Consider the following 18645-nt stretch of genomic DNA (forward strand, 5'->3'; position numbering starts at 1 on the left):
GGCGAGGCCCGGCCCCTCAATACCACGCATCCGGCATGTCCGCTTTCTTCCCGGTCACGAACTCCTTCAGCGCTTCGTCGATGCCGGGATCGAGCGGCGGCGCCATATATTCGCGCAGACGCTCCTTCCAGAGGCGGTTGGCGCGGGTCGCGGCGTCATCGCTGCCCGCCGCCTCCCATTTCTCGAAGGGCTCGTTGTCGGCCGTCTCCGAATCCCAGAACGCGGTTTCGTAGTTCGCCATCGTGTGGGAGCAGCCAAAGAAGTGATTGCCCGGACCGACCTCGGCGAAGGCGTCGACGGCAAGCTGGTTGTCGTCGATCTTGACCCCGTCGAGATAGGAATGCAGCGCCCCGCAAAGATCGGCGTCGAGCATGAACTTCTCGTAGGACATGGACAGAAGCCCGTCGAGAAAGCCGGCCGAATGGAGGATGAAGTTGGCGCCGCAATGGACAGCGGCGAGCATCGACATCGTGCCTTCGGTCATCGCCTGCGCATCGGGCAGCTTCGACGTGGTGAAATTGCCCGAACAGCGGAGCGGCAGGTTCAGCCGGCGGGCAAGCTGGCCGATGACCATCGAGCCGATGGCGGGTTCGGGCGTCCCGAAGGTGGGCGAGCCGGATCGCAAGGACATCGAGGACAGGAAGTTGCCGAAGACGACCGGCGCGCCGGGACGTTCCAGCTGGGTCAGCGCGCAGCCGGCCATCGTCTCGGCCAGCGACTGGGCGATGGCGCCCGCGTTGGTCACGGGGCCCATCGCGCCGCCGAGGATGAAGGGCACGATCACGGCAGCCTGATTCGCGCGGGCATAGGCGCGCAAGCTCTTCGTCATCGTGCCGTCCCAGACCAGCGGAGAGTTCACGTTGACGTTGCCGAGGATGACGCAGTTCTCGTCGACGAAACCCTCGCCGAAGACGATCCGCGCCATGTCGATCGAATCCTCGCTGCGCTCCTCGGCCGTGACCGAGCCCATGAAGCAGCGGTCCGAATAGCGCAGATGGGCGTAGACCATGTCGAGATGGCGCTTGTTCACCGGAATGTCGGTCGGTTCGCAGATCGTGCCGCCGGAATGGTGGAACCAGGGTGAGGATTGCGCGAGCTTGATGAAGTTCTCGAAATCCTGAAGCGTGCCGAAGCGGCGCCCACGGTCGAGATCCATCACGAAGGGCGAACCGTAGGCGGGGGCGAAGACGACGTTCCTGCCGCCGATCCGGATCGAAGCGGCCGGATTGCGGGCGTGTTGGGTGAATTCGGCCGGCGCGGTCTTCAGGATCTCGCGCAGCATGCCGGGTTCGAACTTCACCAGACCGCCGTCGATCCGCGCCCCGGCCCGTTTCCAGTGATCGAGTGCGACGTCGTCATCGCGGAACTCGATCCCGGTCTCGGCCAGGATGCGGTCGGCGGCGGCTTCGATCTTCAGAAGGTTCTCTTCCGAGAGGATGTCGTAGGTCGGGATGTTCCGCACGATGTAGGGGCGGCCCGGCCCGGAGGCCTTGTGCGAGCGTTCGCGCCGCCGTGCCTCGCGTCCGCCGTGACGCGCGCGCGTTGCCGTTTCATCAGATGCCATGTCGCTCTCCCCGTTCCGACCGTGCCCCTTGATGTTAAGGGCAGCGGGGCCGGCGCGGAAAGTATCGGCGCCGACATTCGAGACCGCGAAGATGTCGTTTTGCGGACGGTCGGGTTCCGCATGTCCGGCAAAGGCCGGACCGGTCCGAAGGGGCTCGATGCCCCGACCGGACCGACCCCGCCCGCCTACTCTGCCGCGAGATCGGGGGCCCAGCCGGAGATCGCCTTGACCTCGAGGAACTCCTCGATCCCCCAGTGGCCGCCTTCGCGCGCCCGGCCGCTTGCCTTGACTCCGCCGAAGGGTGAACCGGCGCCACGGCTCTGGCCGTTCATCTCGATCATGCCCGATTTCAGCGCGAGCGCCATCCGGTTGCGCCGGGCGCCGTCCTGGCTCTGGACGTAGTTCGTCAGGCCGTAGGGCGTGTCGTTGGCGATGCGCACCGCCTCTTCCTCGCTGTCGAAGGGGATGATCGAGAGCACGGGCCCGAAGATCTCCTCGCGCTCGATGGTCATGCCGGGTTTCACGTCGGCAAAGACCGTGGGCCGGACATAGTAGCCCTTGTTCATCCCCTCGGGCAGGCCGAGCCCGCCGGCCACGAGCCGCGCGCCCTCGTCGATGCCCTTCTGGATGTAACCCTGGATCTGGTCCCACTGGCGCTTGTTCACCACCGGGCCGATATGACGGCCATGTTCCGACGCCGGGCCGACCTTGACCGCGTTGGCCACCTCTGCCGCCGTCTCGACCGCGGAATCGTAGATCGCGCGCTCCACCAGCATCCGGCTGGGGGCGTTGCAGCTTTGGCCCGAGTTGTTCATCAGGTGCAGCACGCCGCGCTTCACCGCCTTTTCGTCGGCATCGGCGAAGATCACGTTGGCGCCCTTGCCGCCAAGCTCCAGCGTCACGCGCTTCAGCGTCTCCGCCGCCGCCTTGGAGATGGCCCGGCCGGCCCGTGTCGAGCCGGTGAAGGAGATCATCTCCACGTCCGGATGCGCCGAAAGGACCGAACCGACGCCGGCCCCGTCGCCATTCACGAGGTTGAAGACCCCCGGCGGCACCCCGGCGTCATGGCAGAATTCGGCGAAGATCATCGCGTTGAGCGGGCTTTCCTCGGACGGCTTCAGAACGCAGGTGCAACCGGCGAGAAGTGCCGGGACCACTTTCAGCGCGATCTGGTTCATCGGCCAGTTCCACGGCGTGATCAGCCCGACCACCCCGATCGGTTCCAGCGCGATCCGGTCGTTCGGTGCGTGGGGGCCAAGCGGGCGGATCCATTCGATCTCGTCGAAGGCGCGCAGGAAGTTCTTCAGATGCCAGGGCAGGCAGGGCGCCTGGCTGTCGCGCGCCATGTCGATCGGCGCCCCCATCTCGAGCGAGATCGCCTCGGCGAGGTCGCCCTTCCGGCGCTCGTATTCATCGAGGATTCGCGCAACGATCGCGCGACGCTCCGCCGGAGGGGTCGCGGCCCAGGACGGAAACGCTGCCTTCGCGGCCGCGACGGCGGCGTTGGTGTCCGCCTCCGAGCCGAGCGAGATCACCGCGCAGGGATCCTCGGTCGACGGGTCGATCACCGTGCAATCGCGGGGGGTCACGGGGGCGGTCCAGCGACCACCGATGTAGAATTCGCGTCGTTCGATCATGGCACACCTCGTCTTTCGCGGCCGGACTTTGGCAGGCCCGCGGATGGGCCGCAAGGGTGGAAAGCATAATTTGATCAAATTATGCCTGGCTCATATTTGGCGATTTGTCGCGCAGCGATGAAGCAGGGTGTATTTGCGCGCGCCCGGGCGTATGTTCTGCGGCAACAAAGCCTTCAGTCCAGAACAAGGAGACAGCAGATGGGCCTGCGCATCAACGACACGGTTCCCAATTTCACCGCCCAAACCGATCAGGGCCTGATCACATTCCACGACTGGATCGGTGACAGCTGGGCGATCCTCTTCTCGCATCCGAAGGACTTCACCCCGGTCTGCACCACCGAATTCGGTGCCGTCGCCCAACTGGCCGACGAATGGGCCAAGCGCAATACCAAGGTCATCGGCATTTCGGTCGACGGCGTCGAGGAGCACAAGCGCTGGAAGCGCGACATCGAGACCGCGGCGGACGCCGTCGCCGCCTTCCCGATCATCGCCGATGACGGGCTCCACGTTTCCAAGGCCTTCGACATGCTGCCGGCCGAAGCCTACCTGCCCGAGAATGCCACCGCGAACGACAGCCAGACGGTGCGCTCGGTCTTCATCATCGGTCCGGACAAGAAACTGAAGCTGTCCATGACCTACCCGATGAATGTCGGCCGCAACTTCGCCGAAGTGCTCCGCGCCCTCGACGCGCTTCAGACCGCGAACGGCAAGGGCGTCGCGACGCCGGCGAACTGGACCGTGGGCCAGGACGTGATCGTGCCGCTCGCGCTCGACGACGCGGCGGCGGAACAGAAGTTCGGCCAGATCAACAAGGTTCTGCCCTATCTGCGCTACGTGAAATCGCCTAAGTAAGGGCCCGTTACGCGACGCCCGGCGCGGGACGGTCCGCGCCGGGTTTCGGCCAGCCGGCCCTTGTCAATCCGCCCCCTTACCAATGAAAAGCCCGGGCACAGGCCCGGGCTTCCAATTTTTTCGGGAGTGCGTCGCCTTACTCGGCGTCGGCCTTTTCCTGCTTCTCCGGCGCGATCTCCTCGCCGGTTTCCTGATCGACCATCTTCATGCCAAGGCGGACCTTGCCACGGTCGTCGAAGCCGAGAAGCTTGACCTTCACTTCCTGACCTTCCTTCAGCACCTCGTTCGGATGCTGCAGGCGCTTGTTGGCGATCTGGGACACGTGGACCAGACCGTCGCGCTTGCCGAAGAAGTTGACGAAGGCGCCGAAGTCCACGAGCTTCACGACCTTGCCGGTATAGACCTTGCCCTCTTCCGGCTCGGCCACGATCGAATAGATCATGTCGTAGGCCTTCTTGATCGAGTCGGCGTTGGCCGAGGCGATCTTGATGACGCCGTCGTCGTTGATGTCGACCTTGGCGCCCGAGGTTTCCACGATCTCGCGGATGACCTTGCCGCCAGAGCCGATCACTTCACGGATCTTGTCGGTCGGGATCGTCATCGTCTCGATGCGCGGCGCGTGGGCCGAGAACTCGGTCCGACCGGCGGACAGAGCCTTGGCCATCTCGCCGAGGATGTGCATCCGGCCGTCCTTGGCCTGGGCCAGCGCCTGCTCCATGATCGCCGGGGTGATGCCCGCGACCTTGATATCCATCTGGAGCGAGGTGATGCCGTTTTCGGTGCCCGCGACCTTGAAGTCCATGTCGCCGAGGTGATCCTCGTCGCCGAGGATGTCGGTCAGAACGGCGTACTGGCCGTCCTCTTCAAGGATGAGACCCATCGCGACGCCAGCGACCGGCGCCTTCAGCGGCACACCCGCATCCATCATCGAAAGCGACCCGCCGCAGACCGACGCCATCGAGGAGGAGCCGTTCGATTCGGTGATCTCCGAAACGACCCGGATCGTGTACGGGAAATCGGTCGGCGCCGGCAGAACCGCCTGAAGCGCGCGCCAGGCCAGCTTGCCGTGGCCGATCTCACGACGGCCCGGAGGGCCGAAGCGGCCAACCTCGCCGACCGAGTAGGGCGGGAAGTTGTAGTGCAGGAGGAAGTTCGAACGGTAGTTGCCGTGCAGCGCGTCGATGATCTGCTCGTCATCGCCGGTGCCGAGGGTGGTGATCACCAAACCTTGCGTCTCGCCGCGGGTAAACAGCGCCGAACCGTGGGTGCGGGGCAGGATGCCGACCTCGGAGACGATCGGGCGCACGGTCTTCGTATCGCGGCCGTCGATCCGGGCGCCGCCCGAGATGATGTCGCCGCGCAGGATCGAGCTTTCGAGCTTCTTGAACGCCGCACCGAGATTGGCATCGCCCAATTCTTCTTCCGAAAGACCGGCCTTCACCACGTCGCGCGCGGCGGAGATCGCGTTCACCCGCTCCTGCTTGTCGCGGATCGCGAAAGCGGCGCGCATGTCCGTTTCACCGAGCGTCTTCACCTTGGCATAAAGCGCCGAATAGTCGGCCGGCTGGAAGTCGAACGGTTCCTTGGCGCAGGCTTCGGCGAAGTCGATGATCAGGTCGATCACCGGCTGCATCGCGTCATGGCCGAACTTCACCGCGCCGAGCATCTCGGCCTCCGAAAGCTCGTAGGCTTCCGATTCGACCATCATCACGGCGTCCTTGGTGCCGGCGATGACGAGGTCGAGCCGCTGCTCGGGGTTCATCCGCAGCTGGTCCATGTCGCTGACTTCGGGGTTCAGCACGTATTCGCCGTTCGAGAAACCGACGCGCGCGGCGCCGATCGGGCCCATGAACGGCACGCCCGAGATCGTCAGCGCGGCAGAGGCCGCGATCATGCCGACGATGTCGGGATCGTTCACGAGGTCATGGCTGAGCACGGTGACGATGACGAGGACTTCGTTCTTGAAGCCCGGCACGAACAGCGGGCGGATCGGACGGTCGATCAGGCGCGAGGTCAGCGTCTCCTTCTCGGAGGGGCGCCCTTCACGCTTGAAGAAGCCGCCCGGGATCTTGCCGGCGGCATAGGTTTTTTCCTGGTAGTGGACGGTCAGCGGGAAGAAGTCCTGGCCCGGCTTCTGCTCGCGGGCATAGGTCACGTTGGCCATGACGCTGGTCTCGCCCAGAGTGGCGATGACCGAGCCGTCGGCCTGACGCGCGATCTTCCCCGTTTCCAGCGAGAGCTCTTCCTGGCCCCACTGGATGGATTTCTTTGTCACGTTGAACATATGTCGTTTCCTCTTGGGAGCACCCACGGGCGTATCCCGTGTCTCCCCTTTTGCATGGCGGCCCCATTGCCGCCGCCCCCAATCCTTCGCATGCGCCCGGGGGCATGGGCTCACGTCACAGATGGAGGGGGGCCATACAGGAAAACCGGCGGGTTGGGAAGCGGGGAGTTGTCATGGCATGAAACCGCGCCTGCCGGTCAACGTCCTTGCTTTGCACTCCCCGATCGAACACACTCGATTAATCGGGTGCAATTAGCCCCCGGGGGGGAGGTGCCATGTTCAGGATGGCATTACTCGTGGTGGCCGGCCTGACGGTTCCGGACGCATCAGACGCCCGCCACGTAAATTCCTTTGTGCGACCGGATGGTTCAAACCACGACGCGCTCGAAACCTACCGACAGGACCTATACCACGAATACAGCGCGTGTTCGGATGCCGCCTTGATCCGCATCCTCGGCGAGAGCGAAGCGGTAATGTGTTCCGTCCTCTTTCTTGCCATGAAACTGTCCTTCCTGGATGGCGTGACGTTGGAGCGATATGTCAGGATGCCCGCAAAGACAAAGGCGATGACGAATGAAAAGGGCTACGCGGCATACCGGACTTGGCTGCATCGCTATGCCATTTCGGCGGATTAGAGCGGATGGCCGGATTTAGGGCGGGCGCGCGGCTCGCCCTCTCCAACCCGCGGCATCCACGGGTCCGGTCGTTCTATGGCTGCCTGGATGCTCTCCGATTTCTCGAAGTCAGACGGAACGGACCGCGCATATTTGGGCAAGTCGAAGACCTGAACCGGACTGCTCCGGGAATGCGGCGAGCGTGAAGGTTTCACCAATGCCCGAAAGCCAAAACGCACACCCGGGGGGATTGGCTCAGGTCACAGAGGGACGAAGGCCAAACAGGAAAGCTGGCGGGTTCGGAAGCCGGGAGTTGACAAGGCACGCTTTGGCATTTCGGAACTGCGGAACGGAGTGGACCTCCTGCTGGCCCGGTCCTTTGGAGTTTCGGGCTACACACTCCGTGGTATGTTCTCAAAGCACAGGGTGGGGATCAATTCCCCCCCCCTGACGAGTGATTTGCCTCATCCCATGCACGTTAGGCGGCCCGACATGACCCACGACCAGATGATCACCTACCTTCTCGAAGCCAACGACGTTGCCCGCAGTGCGGCCGACCACGGTCATCATCCGTTCGGTGCGGTACTGGTCGGCCCCGACGCCACGATCCTTATGCGTCAGGGCAATATCGACACGGTTCGTCACGCCGAAACGGAGCTCGCGCGCCGCGCCGCAGCCGCATACTCGCCGGAGTTCCTCTGGTCTTGCACACTGGTCACGACTGGCGAGCCATGTGCCATGTGCGCCGGCACGTTCTATTGGGCTAATATCGGATGCCTAGTTTATGGTTACGAAGAAACGCAGCTCCTCGCACTGACCGGTGACCATGCCGAGAACCCGACAATGAATCTGCCTGCGCGCACCGTGCTCGGCTCCGGACAGAAGGCCATCGAGGTGCACGGCCCCTTCCCCGAAATTGAAGATGAGCTTCTCGCTCCGCACCGTGGCTTCTGGCGGCGATAGCCTGCGGCTGGGCATCTTCCCTGGATCGAAACGGCCGCCTCAATGAAAAACGCCCGCACCTTTCGGCACGGACGTTCCGTTCCATCGAGGGGAACGACTTAGCGGCGGATACCGAGGCGCTGGATCAGGGTCTGATAGCGGCCTTCGTCGTTCTTCTTGAGGTAGTCCAGAAGCTTGCGGCGCTGCGCGACGAGCTTCAGAAGGCCCCGGCGCGAATGGTTGTCCTTCGCATGGGTCTTGAAGTGTTCGGTCAGCGTGGCGATCCGCGAGGACAGGATGGCGACCTGAACTTCGGGCGAACCGGTGTCGCCTTCCTTGGTCGCGAATTCCTTCATCACGCGGGCTTTTTCTTCAGCAGTGATCGACATCGGGGTCTCCTTTCGGGTCAGAGGTCATGGCACAAGCCGGGATGTCGTCCAGCAGGGCCCTTGGAGAAGCATCCGCCATTTCCAGCGGATGCGCGCGTATAGGGGAGATTCCTCCGAAAGGAAAGCCTCAATCGCGGCGGTCGGATCAGGGGGTCACGCCGCCTGCACCTCGTTCTGTGCGACCAGCGTGATGTCGTCCGCAGTCAGGTCCGGATTGCCGAGCACCCGGGCGATGACCGCGCCGTCGAGAAGGATGTGCACCGCCCCCTCGGTCCCATCGTCGGGTTCGACGGTGATCTCGGGATCGGGATGTCCGGCCGGGTCAAAGACGACGACAAGCTGATCCTCCGCGGGATCATAGTCAACGATGGTCGCGGTTCCCTCGGCCCCGCCCAGCCACCCCGGCAGGACGAAGGCGTCCGCGCCCTCGCCCCCGTCGGCCCAGTCGTCCTGGCCGACGAGGATCGTGTCGTCGCCGCGCCCGCCGTTCAGGAAATCGCGCCCATCGGTGTCGGGCGCACCATCGGCCGTGACGCGGCCATCGAGCACGTCATTGCCGTCACCGCCCATGAGCGTGTCCTGCCCGACCCCGCCGAACAGCGTGTCGTCGCCGTCGGACCCTTCGAGCGCATCGTCGCCCGCGCCCCCGTCGAACCGGTCGGCCCCGCCACCGCCAATGAGCGCATCGTTGCCGTCGCCGCCAAAAAGATCGTCGTCGTCCTCGTAGCCCGAAAGCAGATCGTCACCCGCACCACCGTCGAGCCAGTCTTCGCCATCCTCGCCGTGGAGCGTGTCGTCACCTTTGCCACCGATGATCGTGTCGTCGCCCGCCATACCGTGCAGATCGTCCGCGCCTTCACCGCCATCGAGCGTGTCGGCCCCCTCGTAGCCGCCGATCTGATCGTCGCCACCATGGCCGAACATCGCTTCGGATTCGGCGCCGCCGGCTATGATCTCGGCCAGAGGCGTGCCTTCGATGGTGTTTTCGGGCTGGGCGCCATTTCCGGACGCAGGGCATTCGTCCGCGTCGTCATCCTCCGATTTAAGTATGCCGGTGAAATCCACGGCGGCCCCCACCATCAGAATCCCGAACAGACTGGCCAGCATGAGCATATCGCACCCCAACGTTTCCCGGGCTGGACATCCCCATGACCGGCGCACCCCAGGGGCCAGTGAAGCGGAGGAGTGTTAAGAACGGGCCAACGTCAGCCCTTTGGCATCAATTGTCGGCATTTTCCCCGCCGTTTACCCAACGTTCCGGCCCGCGCGCATAGCCGATATAGAGCGGATGGCGCGGCTGCCCGCCCTGTGTCAGCCCCAGATGCCAGAGCGGATGCCCCCCGGCGCGCAGGAGCCGCACAACTGTATCCCCGCGCCCGAGATGGCCGCCATGCGCGCCCCAGCCGCAGAGGATCATGGTGGCATCAGTGGCGACCTCGGCAAGGATCGCATCGTTCGCCGCCCCGACCGGTTCCGCCGCCCGCTTCAGATCGCGCGGATCGGTGGCCCGGAAGGCAAAGACGTTCGCCACAGCGAAACCGCCGAACCCCGCCGCCCGCGCCCGCCTTTCGCAGCGTTCGATCGTCGGGTCGTTCCGCGCCTCGGTCGCCGTCGAGGGATTGAGGAGGATATAGAGGAGCCGCCCGCCTTCGCCCCAGTCGCGGCTAAGGAGGTAGCGATAGGCCTCGCAATCGGAATAGAGCGCCTCCGACCGGGTGCCGTCGGCCTCGTGCCGGCGGGTGATCATCGGAACGGACAGGGGGCTGTGAACGTCATCCCCTTGCCGGTCTCGGGATGGGCGATGCGCAGGCTTTCGGCGTGGAGCATGAGGCGCGGGAAATCGCGCGCAGGCCCTTCGGCATAGAGCGCGTCGCCGAGGATCGGGTGGCCGATCTCCCTCATGTGGACGCGCAACTGATGGCTCCGCCCGGTGATCGGAAAGAGTCGCACCCGTGTCGTGCCGTCCTCGTCATGGCCGAGGACCTTCCAGTCGGTCTGGGCGGGCTTGCCGGTCTCGTGGTTCACGTGCTGGCGGGGGCGGTTCGGCCAGTCGACGATCAGCGGCAGGTCGACGCGGCCCTCTTTCGGTTCGAGATGCCCCCAGAGCCGGGCGCGATAGGCCTTCTTGGTCTTGCGCCCCTCGAACTGGGCCGACAGGACACGCTGCGCGTGCCGGGTCAGCGCGAAAACGATGGCGCCCGACGTGTCGCGGTCGAGCCGGTGAACCAGAAGCGCCTCGGGGAACACCATCTGCACCCGCGCGATCAGGCAATCCGCCAGATCCTCGCCCTTGCCCGGGACGGTGAGAAGCCCGGCGGGTTTGTCGACGACGAGGATCGCGTGATCGGCATGGATCACGCGCAGCGGCTCTTCGGGCGGGGCATAGGCGGCGTCGGTCATGACGGCCCCCTAACACGCAGCCGCGCCGTCCGCACCCCTTCGCGTTCCCACCTGGGTCGAATATCCCCGCCGCCGCGCGCCGCGACCGGCCGAGTTCAGACGATCCGGTGACCGGCTTCCCTCAGCCGCCGGGCGATCTCGGCGATATGGGCCGGGGTCGTTTCGCAGCAGCCGCCGACGATCGTCGCACCCATCTCGACCCAGCGCATCGCGAAATCCGCATAGCGTTCGGGCGTCATCTCCGGCCTCGCCGAGAGGGCGTCGACCGTCGGGCTGTCCTTCAGGAAGTCCTTGGTGATCTGCTGGAAGCCATTGGCATAGGCGCCGAAGGGAAGGCCGAAGCCCCGCAGCGCCCCGAGCGCGGCGGCCATAGCCTCCGGCGCCGAACAGTTGGCGAGCACGGCAGAGGCGCCCCCGGCTTTCAGGACCGGTCCGAGGTCGGAGAGCGCCTCGCCGGAGCGCAGGCGGCTTCCGTCCTCGTCGTCGACGGTCACCGACAGCCAGACCGGCTTGCCGCCCACCCGCGCCCCTTCCAGAACCGCCCTGGCATGGGCCAGCGACGCCACCGTCTCCGCCAGGAAAAAATCGACGGCGGGGGCAAGGAGGGTGGCGATCTCGGCGTATTTTCCCACCGCCTCGGCATGCGGCGGATGCGTTTCCGGGCGGTAGGAGGCGACGAGAGGTCCGAGCGATGCGGCAATGCGGCCGGCCCCGTTCTCGGCACGGGCGTTCGCGGCCTCCGCCAGCGCCTGCATGTGCAGGGCGGCGAAGCGGTCGTCGAGGCCGGCCTTCACCAGACGGTCGTGATGGATCGCATAGGTGTTCGTCGTCGCCACCGTGGCGCCGGCGGCGAAGTAGTCCGCGTGGACGGCGCGGACGAGGCCGGGGTGATCCAGCATCACCTGCGTCGCCCAGAGCGGCGTCGGCGTGTCGCCGGATCGGGCGACGAGTTCCTGGCCCATGCCACCGTCGAGAAGGATTATGTCCGCCATCGTCTCACTCCCATACCAGCCGGGCGGCGAGACCGGCGAAGACCAATGCCGCGATCCGGTTCAAGATCCCGAGCCGACGGCCAAGCGCCCGACCCATCGCCCCGGCAAGCGCGCCATAGCCCATCGTCACCAGGGTTCCGGTAACGGTAAAGATCCCGCCGAGAAGCACGATCTGGTGCCAGACCGGCCCGTAGGCCGGATCGGTGAACTGCGGCAGGAAGGCGAGGATGAAGAGGATGACCTTGGGATTGAGCGCATTGGCGAGAAAACCGCGCCCGAGCGCACGAAGGGGCCGGGTCGCGCCGCGCTCCTCGGCATGTGGCGGGCCGGCACGCCAGGCCTGAACGGCGAGCCAGAGAAGGTAGAGCGCGCCCATCCAGCGGATCGCGCCCAGAGCCGCCGGATGTGCCGCGATGAGCGCCGAAAGGCCAAGTGCCGCGAGCGTCACGTGCAACGCGCCCCCGAGCCCGACGCCAAGCCCGGCCGCGATCCCGGCTCGCGGCCCGCCCCGAAGCCCCGAGGCGGTGGCGAACATCACATCCGCCCCCGGCGTGAGGTTCAGCATCAGCCCGGCCAGGGTGAAGGCCAGAAGCTGGGCAGAGGGAAAGGTCTGGATCGTCTCCCACATCGGTCGGGCTCCTTTGCCGCCAGCGCTGACGGAAACCGCCGCCCGCGTCAAGCCGCCGAGGTCTGGCCCCCGGACGGGCGTTGACGATTCCCCGGAAGCGCGGCAGCGTTGCCGGGGGACAATGGAGGGGCGGATGGAGTTCGAGACGGTCTCAGCCAAGGACTTCGGGCGGGCGCTCAAGGGGATCGGGCTCAACCTCCTCGTTCGCGACGTAAAGGCCCTCGCTGCGTTCCTCACCGAGGTCTTCGGCATGTCGGCGCACCGGCTGTCGGCGGATTTCGCGATCATGACCTATGCGGGCGAGGTCTTTCAGCTGCATTCCGACGCCACCTACCATTCGCATCCCCTGCCCTCGCTTCTGCCCGAGGCAGGCGCGCGCGGGGCGGGGATCGAGATCCGGCTTTACGAAACCGATCCGGACGAGGCAGCCGCCCGCGCCGCCGCCTTTGCCGGCGCGACGATCCTGCAGGCACCGGCGGACAAGCCGCACGGGCTGAGGGAATGCGTGATCCTCTGCGAGAACGGCTATGCCTGGGTGCCGAGCCGGCGGATCTGATCCCGGTTCCGGCCAGAGCGGCGGTTTGGCCTACCAGCCACCCGATTGCGGCAGGCCGTCGTCCATTTCGTAATAGTCGCCCTTGCTCGCCACGAAGATGTGTTCGAGGAGCCGGCCACCGGTCGGGCCGAGGACCGAGCCCGCCTCGACCGAGACCTCGCCCGCCGCCGAGCGGAACCACAGGCTCGACCCGCAGCGGCCGCAGAAGCCGCGGGTTCCGCCGCCGGGGGTCCGGTATTCCGCGAGCGTATCGCGGCGGCGCCACTCCATGCAATCTTCGCCGGCGTCGAAGGAGGCGGAGTAATGGCCGGAGAGCTTGCGGCACTGGGCGCAGTGGCAGGCGGTGACTGGTCCTGCCGGTCCCGGAAGATCGAAGGCGCAGGCGCCGCAGAGGCAGGCACAGGCGAGCAGTTCCGGCGCCGTGTCGCCGGGTGGCGGTGGCGGGCCCTCCGGGCTGTAGTAGTCCCCCGCGTCTTCCCGATGCCAATGCTCCGCGAGCTTCAGCCCGGTCGGCAGATCGAGCGCGCCGCCCGCGACGCAGATCTCGGTGCCGTCCACAGGCCGCCAGAAGAGCGAGGCGCCGCAGGTCGCGCAGAAGCCGCGATCGACGCCGGGCGACGAGCGGAACCAGCGTAGCGTGGCGGCAGAGACAAGCCGGAACCGTGCGCGCGGCACGAAGCTCCCGGCCCAGAAATGGCCGGAGGTGCGGCGGCACTGGCTGCAATGGCAGGCGATGACGTCGCCGAGCGGGGCCTCCGCCTCGAAGGCCACGCCGCCGCAGAGGCAGCTCCCGCGGTGGACCCGCCCTCTCATCAGAGGGCGCCGAAAACCGACGCGAGGATCGCGGAAAGGCCGTCGGCGTCTTCTTCGGTGAAGGCGTCGGGCTGGTCGCTGTCGATGTCGAAGACGCCGATGAGCCGGCCGCCCTTGCCGAAGACCGGCAGGACGATCTCGGACCGGGTCGAGGCGGCGCAGGCGATATGGCCGGGGAACGCCTCCACGTCCCGCACGAGCTGGACCTTGCCAGTGCGTGCCGCCGCGCCGCAGACACCCCTGGCGAAGGGGATGGTGAGGCAGCCATGGCCACCCTGATAGGGGCCGATCTTCAGGGTTTCCGGCGCGGTCACGCGGTAAAATCCGGTCCAGTCGAAGCGGGCATCGGACTGGTGCACCTCGCAGGCGACGGTGGCCATCAGCGCGACGATGTCATCCTCGCCCTCGGCGAGGCTTTCGATCACCTTGGCGAGCGTGGGGTAGTCGACAGTCATGCGGTCTCCTGTTGCGGCCGGCCGGGGGCAGTCTGCCCCCGGACCCCCGAAGGTATTTCTGGCAAGATGAAGATCAACAGCGCTCGATGGCGATGGCCGTGCCCTCGCCGCCGCCGATGCAGATGGCGGCAATGCCCCGCTTGAGGCCGCGCTTTTCGAGCGCGTTCAGGAGCGTCACCATGATCCGCGCCCCGGAGGCGCCGATCGGATGGCCGAGCGCGCAGGCACCGCCGTTGACGTTGACCTTGGCGTGGTCGATGCCCAGCTCATGCATGAAGGCCATCGGCACGACGGCAAAGGCCTCGTTCACTTCCCAGAGGTCGACATCTTCCTTCGTCCAACCTAGCCGTGCGAGAAGTTTCTTCGCAGCCGGAATCGGCGCGGTCGGGAACTCCGCCGGCGCATGGGCATGGCTGGCATGGCCAAGAATGCGGGCGCGGATCTTCAGGCCGGCCGCCTCGGCGGCGGCGCGAGAGGCGAGGACGAGGGCGGCCGCGCCGTCGGAGATCGACGAGGAATTGGCCGCCGTCACGGTGCCGTCCTTGCGGAAAGCCGGCTTCAGTGTCGGGATCTTTTCGGGCCGCGCGGTGGCCGGCTGTTCGTCGACGGCGACGGTCGTCTCGCCCTTGCGGGTCGTGATGGTGACGGGCGCGATCTCACCCGAGAAGGCACCCGTGCGCTCGGCGTCGAGCGCGCGGGAGAGCGAGGCGAGAGCGTAGTCGTCCTGCTGGGCCCGGGTGAACTGGAACGCGGAGGCGCAATCCTCGGCAAAGGTGCCCATGAGGCGTCCTTTGTCATAAGCATCCTCGAGCCCGTCGAGGAACATGTGATCGAGCGCGTTCGCATGCCCGAGCCGTGCGCCGGACCGCATCTTCGGCAGGAGATAGGGCGCGTTGGTCATGCTCTCCATCCCGCCGGCGACCATGATCCCGGTCGACCCGAGCGCGATCTGGTCGTAGGCGACCATTGCCGCCTTCATGCCCGAGCCGCACATCTTGTTCAGCGTCGTGGCCGGCACCCCCTCACCCAGGCCCGCCTTGAACCCGGCCTGGCGCGCCGGGGCCTGGCCCTGACCGGCGGGCAGGACACAGCCCATCAGGAGTTCTTCGATCTGGTCCTGCGTCGAACCGGCATCGGCGAGCGCGGCGGCAATGGCGACGCCGCCGAGCGTCGCCGCATCTGTCCCGGCAAAGGCGCCCTGGAAGCCCCCCATCGCGGTCCGCGCGGCACCGGCAATCACAACCTCTTCCATTCCGAACTCCTTCCCGATCCTTCGTCCAGAGGCATACAGAATAGTAAGGATTGGCGTCTAGCCTTCGCGTGACAAGACCGAGGGCAGAGCAATGAACCTTTCGACGGACACCGGAGACGGCGCACTGATCGTGCGCGTGAACGAGGAGCGGATCGACGCGGCCGTCGCGATCCAGTTCAAGGACAGGATGCGCGAGATGACCGGCGGCGGGGCCGGGCCGGTCATCCTCGACCTCTCGCGGGTGATGTTCATCGACAGCTCCGGGCTCGGCGCCATCGTCGCGGTGATGAAGTTCCTCGCCCCGGCAAGGCGGCTCGAGCTGGCGGCGCTGACACCGAATGTCGGCAAGGTCTTTCATCTGACGCGGATGGACAGCGTCTTCCCGATCCATGCCAGCGCCCCGGAACCACGTCGGGAATGACGACTGAACCTGCTGCGAAAACCGAAGCTGCGGGACAGGGCACGACGCCGGGAGGCGATCTGTTCCGGGCCGCCTTCATCGCCGAACCGATCGCGGTGCGTGACGCGCTCCGGGGCGCGGTGGCGCGATTCGCCAGGCGGATCACGACGGAAGATGCCGGGGCGCTGGAACTTGCCCTGGCGGAGGTGCTGAACAACGTCGCCGAACACGCGTATGCGGAGATGCAGCCCGGTCCGGTCGCGCTTTACCTCCGGCGGGCGGGTGGCGACCTTCATTGCGTCATCGAGGATCGGGGCCGTCCGATGCCCGGTCTTGCACTGCCGGAGAGACAGCTGCGAACCGTCGCCACCACGATCGACGATCTCGCCGAGGGTGGCTGGGGCTGGGCGCTGATCCGCGACCTGACGGCGGACCTCGCCTACAGCCGGAAAGACGGCCGGAACAGGCTGACGTTCCGCATTCCTCTCACCGCCCGGTAGCGGGAAGAGCGCCGCAAATATGCCGCAATGACTCCCAAACTCGGCCCGAATGCCACGCAAGGATGGGACCCGTAGCTGCTTAAGGCTTCCCTCGGCGCCGCGTTCAACAGCCCCCACCCATTGCGCGGCGCCGAGGTCTTTCCCTTTCACGACTGGATTAACTCCGCCGCCTCGGGTGAGCCATATGGTGCCCTGACGTCGTGGTCCGACGCCTGCCCGAGTCCGCTGCCGGATGATCGGCAGAAATCGCACCGGACCGTCAGTTTTCCGATTCATCGCGGAATCGAAACGCGATAGCGTGCCCGCGACAGGAGGGCACGATGCGCGATTTCCAGCTACCCGGACGATCCCCCGTTCTGGCCGCGAACGCGGTCTGTGCCACATCCCATCCTCTCGTGGCCAAAACCGCGCTCGATGTCCTGCAGGCGGGCGGCAACGCGGTGGACGCCGCGATCGCCGGTGCCGTGCTCCTTGGGTTCGCCGAACCGCAAAGCTGCGGCATCGGCGGCGACTGCTTCGCGCTCGTCAAACCGGCGGGCACGGAAGAGGTAATCGCATTGAACGGATCGGGGCGGGCGCCGAAGGGGCTGCGGGCTGCCGCCCTCCGCGACCGGGGCATGACGGCGATCGGCACGGAAAGCGTCGAGTCGGTGACGATCCCCGGCGCGATCGACGCCTTTTGCGCGCTGTCTGATCGCTTCGGTCGCCTTGGCCTCGCCGCGAGCCTCGCCCCCGCGATCCGCTATGCCGAAGAAGGAATACCCGTCGCGCCCCGCGTCGCGTTCGACTGGCCGGAGAGTGGCGCGCGGCTGACCGGCGCGGCGCGGGATATCTACTTGCGGGACGGCAAACCCCTGATCACCGGCGACACCTTCCGGGCGCCCGGCCAGGCCGAGGTTCTACGCCGGATCGCAAAGGAAGGTCGGGCCGGGTTTTACAATGGCGAGGTCGCCGAGGATATGGTGCGCACGCTCAAAGCATTGGGCGGCACACATGACCTGTCCGACTTCGCCGGGACCGCGTGCACCTGGACCGAACCGATTTTGGGCCATTATCACGGTCACGACCTTCTTGAGCATCCTCCCAACGGTCAGGGCGCGACGGCGATCCTCATCCTGAAAATCCTGTCGCATTTCAACGTTGCTGCGCTTGACCCCTTCGGCCCGGACCGCGCGCATCTGGAAGCGGAGGCCGCCAAGCTCGCCTATGACGCGCGCGACCGCTTCATCGCCGATCCCGACTTCACGACTCGGCTCGACCACATGATCTCGGACGACACGGCGGCGCGACTGGCGGCCCTGATCGACCCGAAACGTGCGATGGAGCAGGTCGCCAGGCGGGCCGAGGCAGTTCATCGCGACACGGTCTATCTGACCGTCGTGGACCGCGACCGGATGGCGGTGTCGCTCATCTATTCGACCTACTGGGGCTTCGGTTCCGGCATTGCGTCGGAAAAATTCGGCATCCTCTTTCAGAACCGGGGCGCCGGGTTCACGTTGGCCGAGGGCCATCCGAACGAGGCGGCCGGCGGCAAGCGGCCGATGCATACCATCATTCCGGCGATGCTCTCCCATGAGGGCCGCGTGATCATGCCCTTCGGCGTCATGGGCGGGTCATTCCAGCCGATGGGGCACGCACATGTGGTGTCGAACCTTCTCGACTATGGCATGGACCCCCAAGAGGCCCTCGATGCGCCGCGTTCGATGGCCGAGGACGGGGTGCTGAAGGTGGAGCGCGGATATCCGGACGCCACCGCACGGGCGCTCGCCGGCATGGGGCATCGCGTGACCGTTCCGGACGGTCCGCTGGGCGGTGGGCAGGCGATCCTCATCGACCACGCGCGCGGCATCCTGCACGGCGCGTCCGACCCGCGAAAGGACGGTTGCGCGCTCGGCTACTGACGTCGGGCGCGCCCTCTCGGGACGGCGGCAAAGACGTGGGCGGGGTCGCAACCCACCTTCCCCGGCGACGCCCGGCCGGCTCAGTTCAGCTGGAAATGCAACGGATAGCGGCCGTCCTCGAAATCCCCGAAAAGGTCGGGCAGATCGGGATGATCGACCGGTTCGCCGGAATAGTCGGCGATGAGGTTCTGCTCCGAGACATAGGCGACGTAGTAGCTGTCGTCGTTCTCGGCAAGAAGGTGGTAGAAGGGCTGCTCCTTCACGGGGCGGCTGTCCTCGGGGATCGCCGCGTACCACTCGTCGGTATTGGAGAACATCGCGTCGACATCGAACACGACACCACGGAACGGGTGCTTGCGATGCCGCACCACCTGTCCGAGATGATATTTCGCACTCGTTTTAAACATGTCGTCCATTGCCCCTTGTATATTTTGTACTCCCTTGACCGGCTGGATGTCCATGTCTC

Annotated in this window: 20 protein-coding genes; 7 read left to right on the plus strand and 13 right to left on the minus strand. The window is 66.2% G+C overall.

Features of this window, described 5'->3' with window-relative positions; translation table 11 throughout:
- Positions 1-16: 16 nt before the first annotated feature.
- Positions 17-1564 carry a trimethylamine methyltransferase family protein gene (locus tag V5734_RS21045; protein WP_347311554.1) on the minus strand — a complete coding sequence of 516 codons (1548 nt, stop codon included), beginning with the start codon at positions 1562-1564 and terminating at the stop codon, positions 17-19.
- Positions 1565-1749: 185 nt separating this feature from the next.
- Entirely contained in the window at positions 1750-3201 is a 1452-nt protein-coding gene (locus tag V5734_RS21050; RefSeq protein WP_347311555.1) for an aldehyde dehydrogenase family protein, read from the minus strand.
- Between the two features lie 198 nt (positions 3202-3399).
- Here V5734_RS21050 and V5734_RS21055 point away from each other — a divergent pair, with 198 nt between their 5' ends.
- The gene (locus V5734_RS21055) at positions 3400-4053 is read left to right on the plus strand and encodes a peroxiredoxin (protein WP_347311556.1); all 654 of its coding nucleotides are present in this window, start codon (positions 3400-3402) and stop codon (positions 4051-4053) included.
- A gap of 136 nt (positions 4054-4189) precedes the next feature.
- On the opposite strand, the gene pnp is transcribed toward V5734_RS21055, so the two are convergent.
- Positions 4190-6337: a polyribonucleotide nucleotidyltransferase gene (gene pnp, locus V5734_RS21060; protein WP_347311557.1), complete on the minus strand. Its 2148-nt coding sequence runs from the start codon at positions 6335-6337 to the stop codon at positions 4190-4192.
- Positions 6338-6612: 275 nt separating this feature from the next.
- Between pnp and V5734_RS21065 the strand changes: the two genes are divergently transcribed.
- Complete coding sequence (locus V5734_RS21065) at positions 6613-6972, plus strand: hypothetical protein (RefSeq protein WP_347311558.1); 360 nt, start codon at positions 6613-6615, stop codon at positions 6970-6972.
- Positions 6973-7443: 471 nt separating this feature from the next.
- Positions 7444-7914, plus strand: a complete 471-nt coding sequence (locus tag V5734_RS21070; RefSeq protein ID WP_347311559.1) for a nucleoside deaminase — start codon at positions 7444-7446, stop codon at positions 7912-7914.
- 98 nt (positions 7915-8012) lie between these two features.
- Here the strand turns inward: V5734_RS21070 and rpsO are convergent, their stop codons facing one another.
- From rpsO to V5734_RS21100, 6 genes are all read right to left on the minus strand, one after another.
- Positions 8013-8282, minus strand: a complete 270-nt coding sequence (gene rpsO / locus V5734_RS21075) for a 30S ribosomal protein S15 (protein ID WP_347311560.1) — start codon at positions 8280-8282, stop codon at positions 8013-8015.
- 153 nt (positions 8283-8435) lie between these two features.
- Entirely contained in the window at positions 8436-9389 is a 954-nt protein-coding gene (locus V5734_RS21080; protein ID WP_347311561.1) for a calcium-binding protein, read from the minus strand.
- A gap of 112 nt (positions 9390-9501) precedes the next feature.
- The gene (locus V5734_RS21085) at positions 9502-10029 is read right to left on the minus strand and encodes a DUF1643 domain-containing protein (protein WP_347311562.1); all 528 of its coding nucleotides are present in this window, start codon (positions 10027-10029) and stop codon (positions 9502-9504) included.
- Positions 10026-10682, minus strand: a complete 657-nt coding sequence (locus V5734_RS21090) for an RluA family pseudouridine synthase (RefSeq protein ID WP_347311563.1) — start codon at positions 10680-10682, stop codon at positions 10026-10028. The genes V5734_RS21085 and V5734_RS21090 overlap by 4 nt, the downstream gene beginning before the upstream one ends.
- Positions 10683-10777: 95 nt before the next feature.
- Positions 10778-11674, minus strand: coding sequence for a homocysteine S-methyltransferase family protein (locus V5734_RS21095; protein WP_347311564.1), 897 nt, complete (start codon positions 11672-11674; stop codon positions 10778-10780).
- 4 nt (positions 11675-11678) lie between these two features.
- Entirely contained in the window at positions 11679-12302 is a 624-nt protein-coding gene (locus tag V5734_RS21100) for a LysE family translocator (RefSeq protein WP_347311565.1), read from the minus strand.
- A gap of 133 nt (positions 12303-12435) precedes the next feature.
- Between V5734_RS21100 and V5734_RS21105 the strand changes: the two genes are divergently transcribed.
- Positions 12436-12858, plus strand: a complete 423-nt coding sequence (locus V5734_RS21105) for a VOC family protein (RefSeq protein ID WP_347311566.1) — start codon at positions 12436-12438, stop codon at positions 12856-12858.
- A 30-nt stretch (positions 12859-12888) separates the two neighbouring features.
- Here the strand turns inward: V5734_RS21105 and V5734_RS21110 are convergent, their stop codons facing one another.
- The 3 genes from V5734_RS21110 to V5734_RS21120 form a co-directional block, all read right to left on the minus strand.
- Positions 12889-13671 (minus strand): GFA family protein, encoded by a 783-nt coding sequence (locus tag V5734_RS21110; protein ID WP_347311567.1) that lies wholly within the window; start codon positions 13669-13671, stop codon positions 12889-12891.
- A complete protein-coding gene (locus V5734_RS21115; RefSeq protein ID WP_347311568.1) occupies positions 13671-14126 on the minus strand; it encodes a GAF domain-containing protein in 456 nt (151 codons plus the stop codon). The genes V5734_RS21110 and V5734_RS21115 overlap by 1 nt, the downstream gene beginning before the upstream one ends.
- 73 nt (positions 14127-14199) lie before the next feature.
- Complete coding sequence (locus V5734_RS21120) at positions 14200-15378, minus strand: acetyl-CoA C-acyltransferase (RefSeq protein ID WP_347311569.1); 1179 nt, start codon at positions 15376-15378, stop codon at positions 14200-14202.
- A 91-nt stretch (positions 15379-15469) separates the two neighbouring features.
- Here V5734_RS21120 and V5734_RS21125 point away from each other — a divergent pair, with 91 nt between their 5' ends.
- The 3 genes from V5734_RS21125 (at position 15470) to V5734_RS21135 (ending at position 18179) form a co-directional block, all read left to right on the plus strand.
- A complete protein-coding gene (locus V5734_RS21125) occupies positions 15470-15799 on the plus strand; it encodes an STAS domain-containing protein (RefSeq protein ID WP_347311570.1) in 330 nt (109 codons plus the stop codon).
- Positions 15796-16278, plus strand: a complete 483-nt coding sequence (locus V5734_RS21130) for an ATP-binding protein (RefSeq protein WP_347311571.1) — start codon at positions 15796-15798, stop codon at positions 16276-16278. The genes V5734_RS21125 and V5734_RS21130 overlap by 4 nt, the downstream gene beginning before the upstream one ends.
- Positions 16279-16598: 320 nt before the next feature.
- Positions 16599-18179: a gamma-glutamyltransferase family protein gene (locus V5734_RS21135; RefSeq protein ID WP_347311572.1), complete on the plus strand. Its 1581-nt coding sequence runs from the start codon at positions 16599-16601 to the stop codon at positions 18177-18179.
- An 80-nt stretch (positions 18180-18259) separates the two neighbouring features.
- Here the strand turns inward: V5734_RS21135 and hspQ are convergent, their stop codons facing one another.
- Positions 18260-18586: a heat shock protein HspQ gene (gene hspQ / locus V5734_RS21140; protein WP_347311573.1), complete on the minus strand. Its 327-nt coding sequence runs from the start codon at positions 18584-18586 to the stop codon at positions 18260-18262.
- Positions 18587-18645: the final 59 nt, after the last annotated feature.

The sequence above is a fragment of the Defluviimonas sp. SAOS-178_SWC genome (assembly GCF_039830135.1).
Classification (GTDB): domain Bacteria; phylum Pseudomonadota; class Alphaproteobacteria; order Rhodobacterales; family Rhodobacteraceae; genus Albidovulum.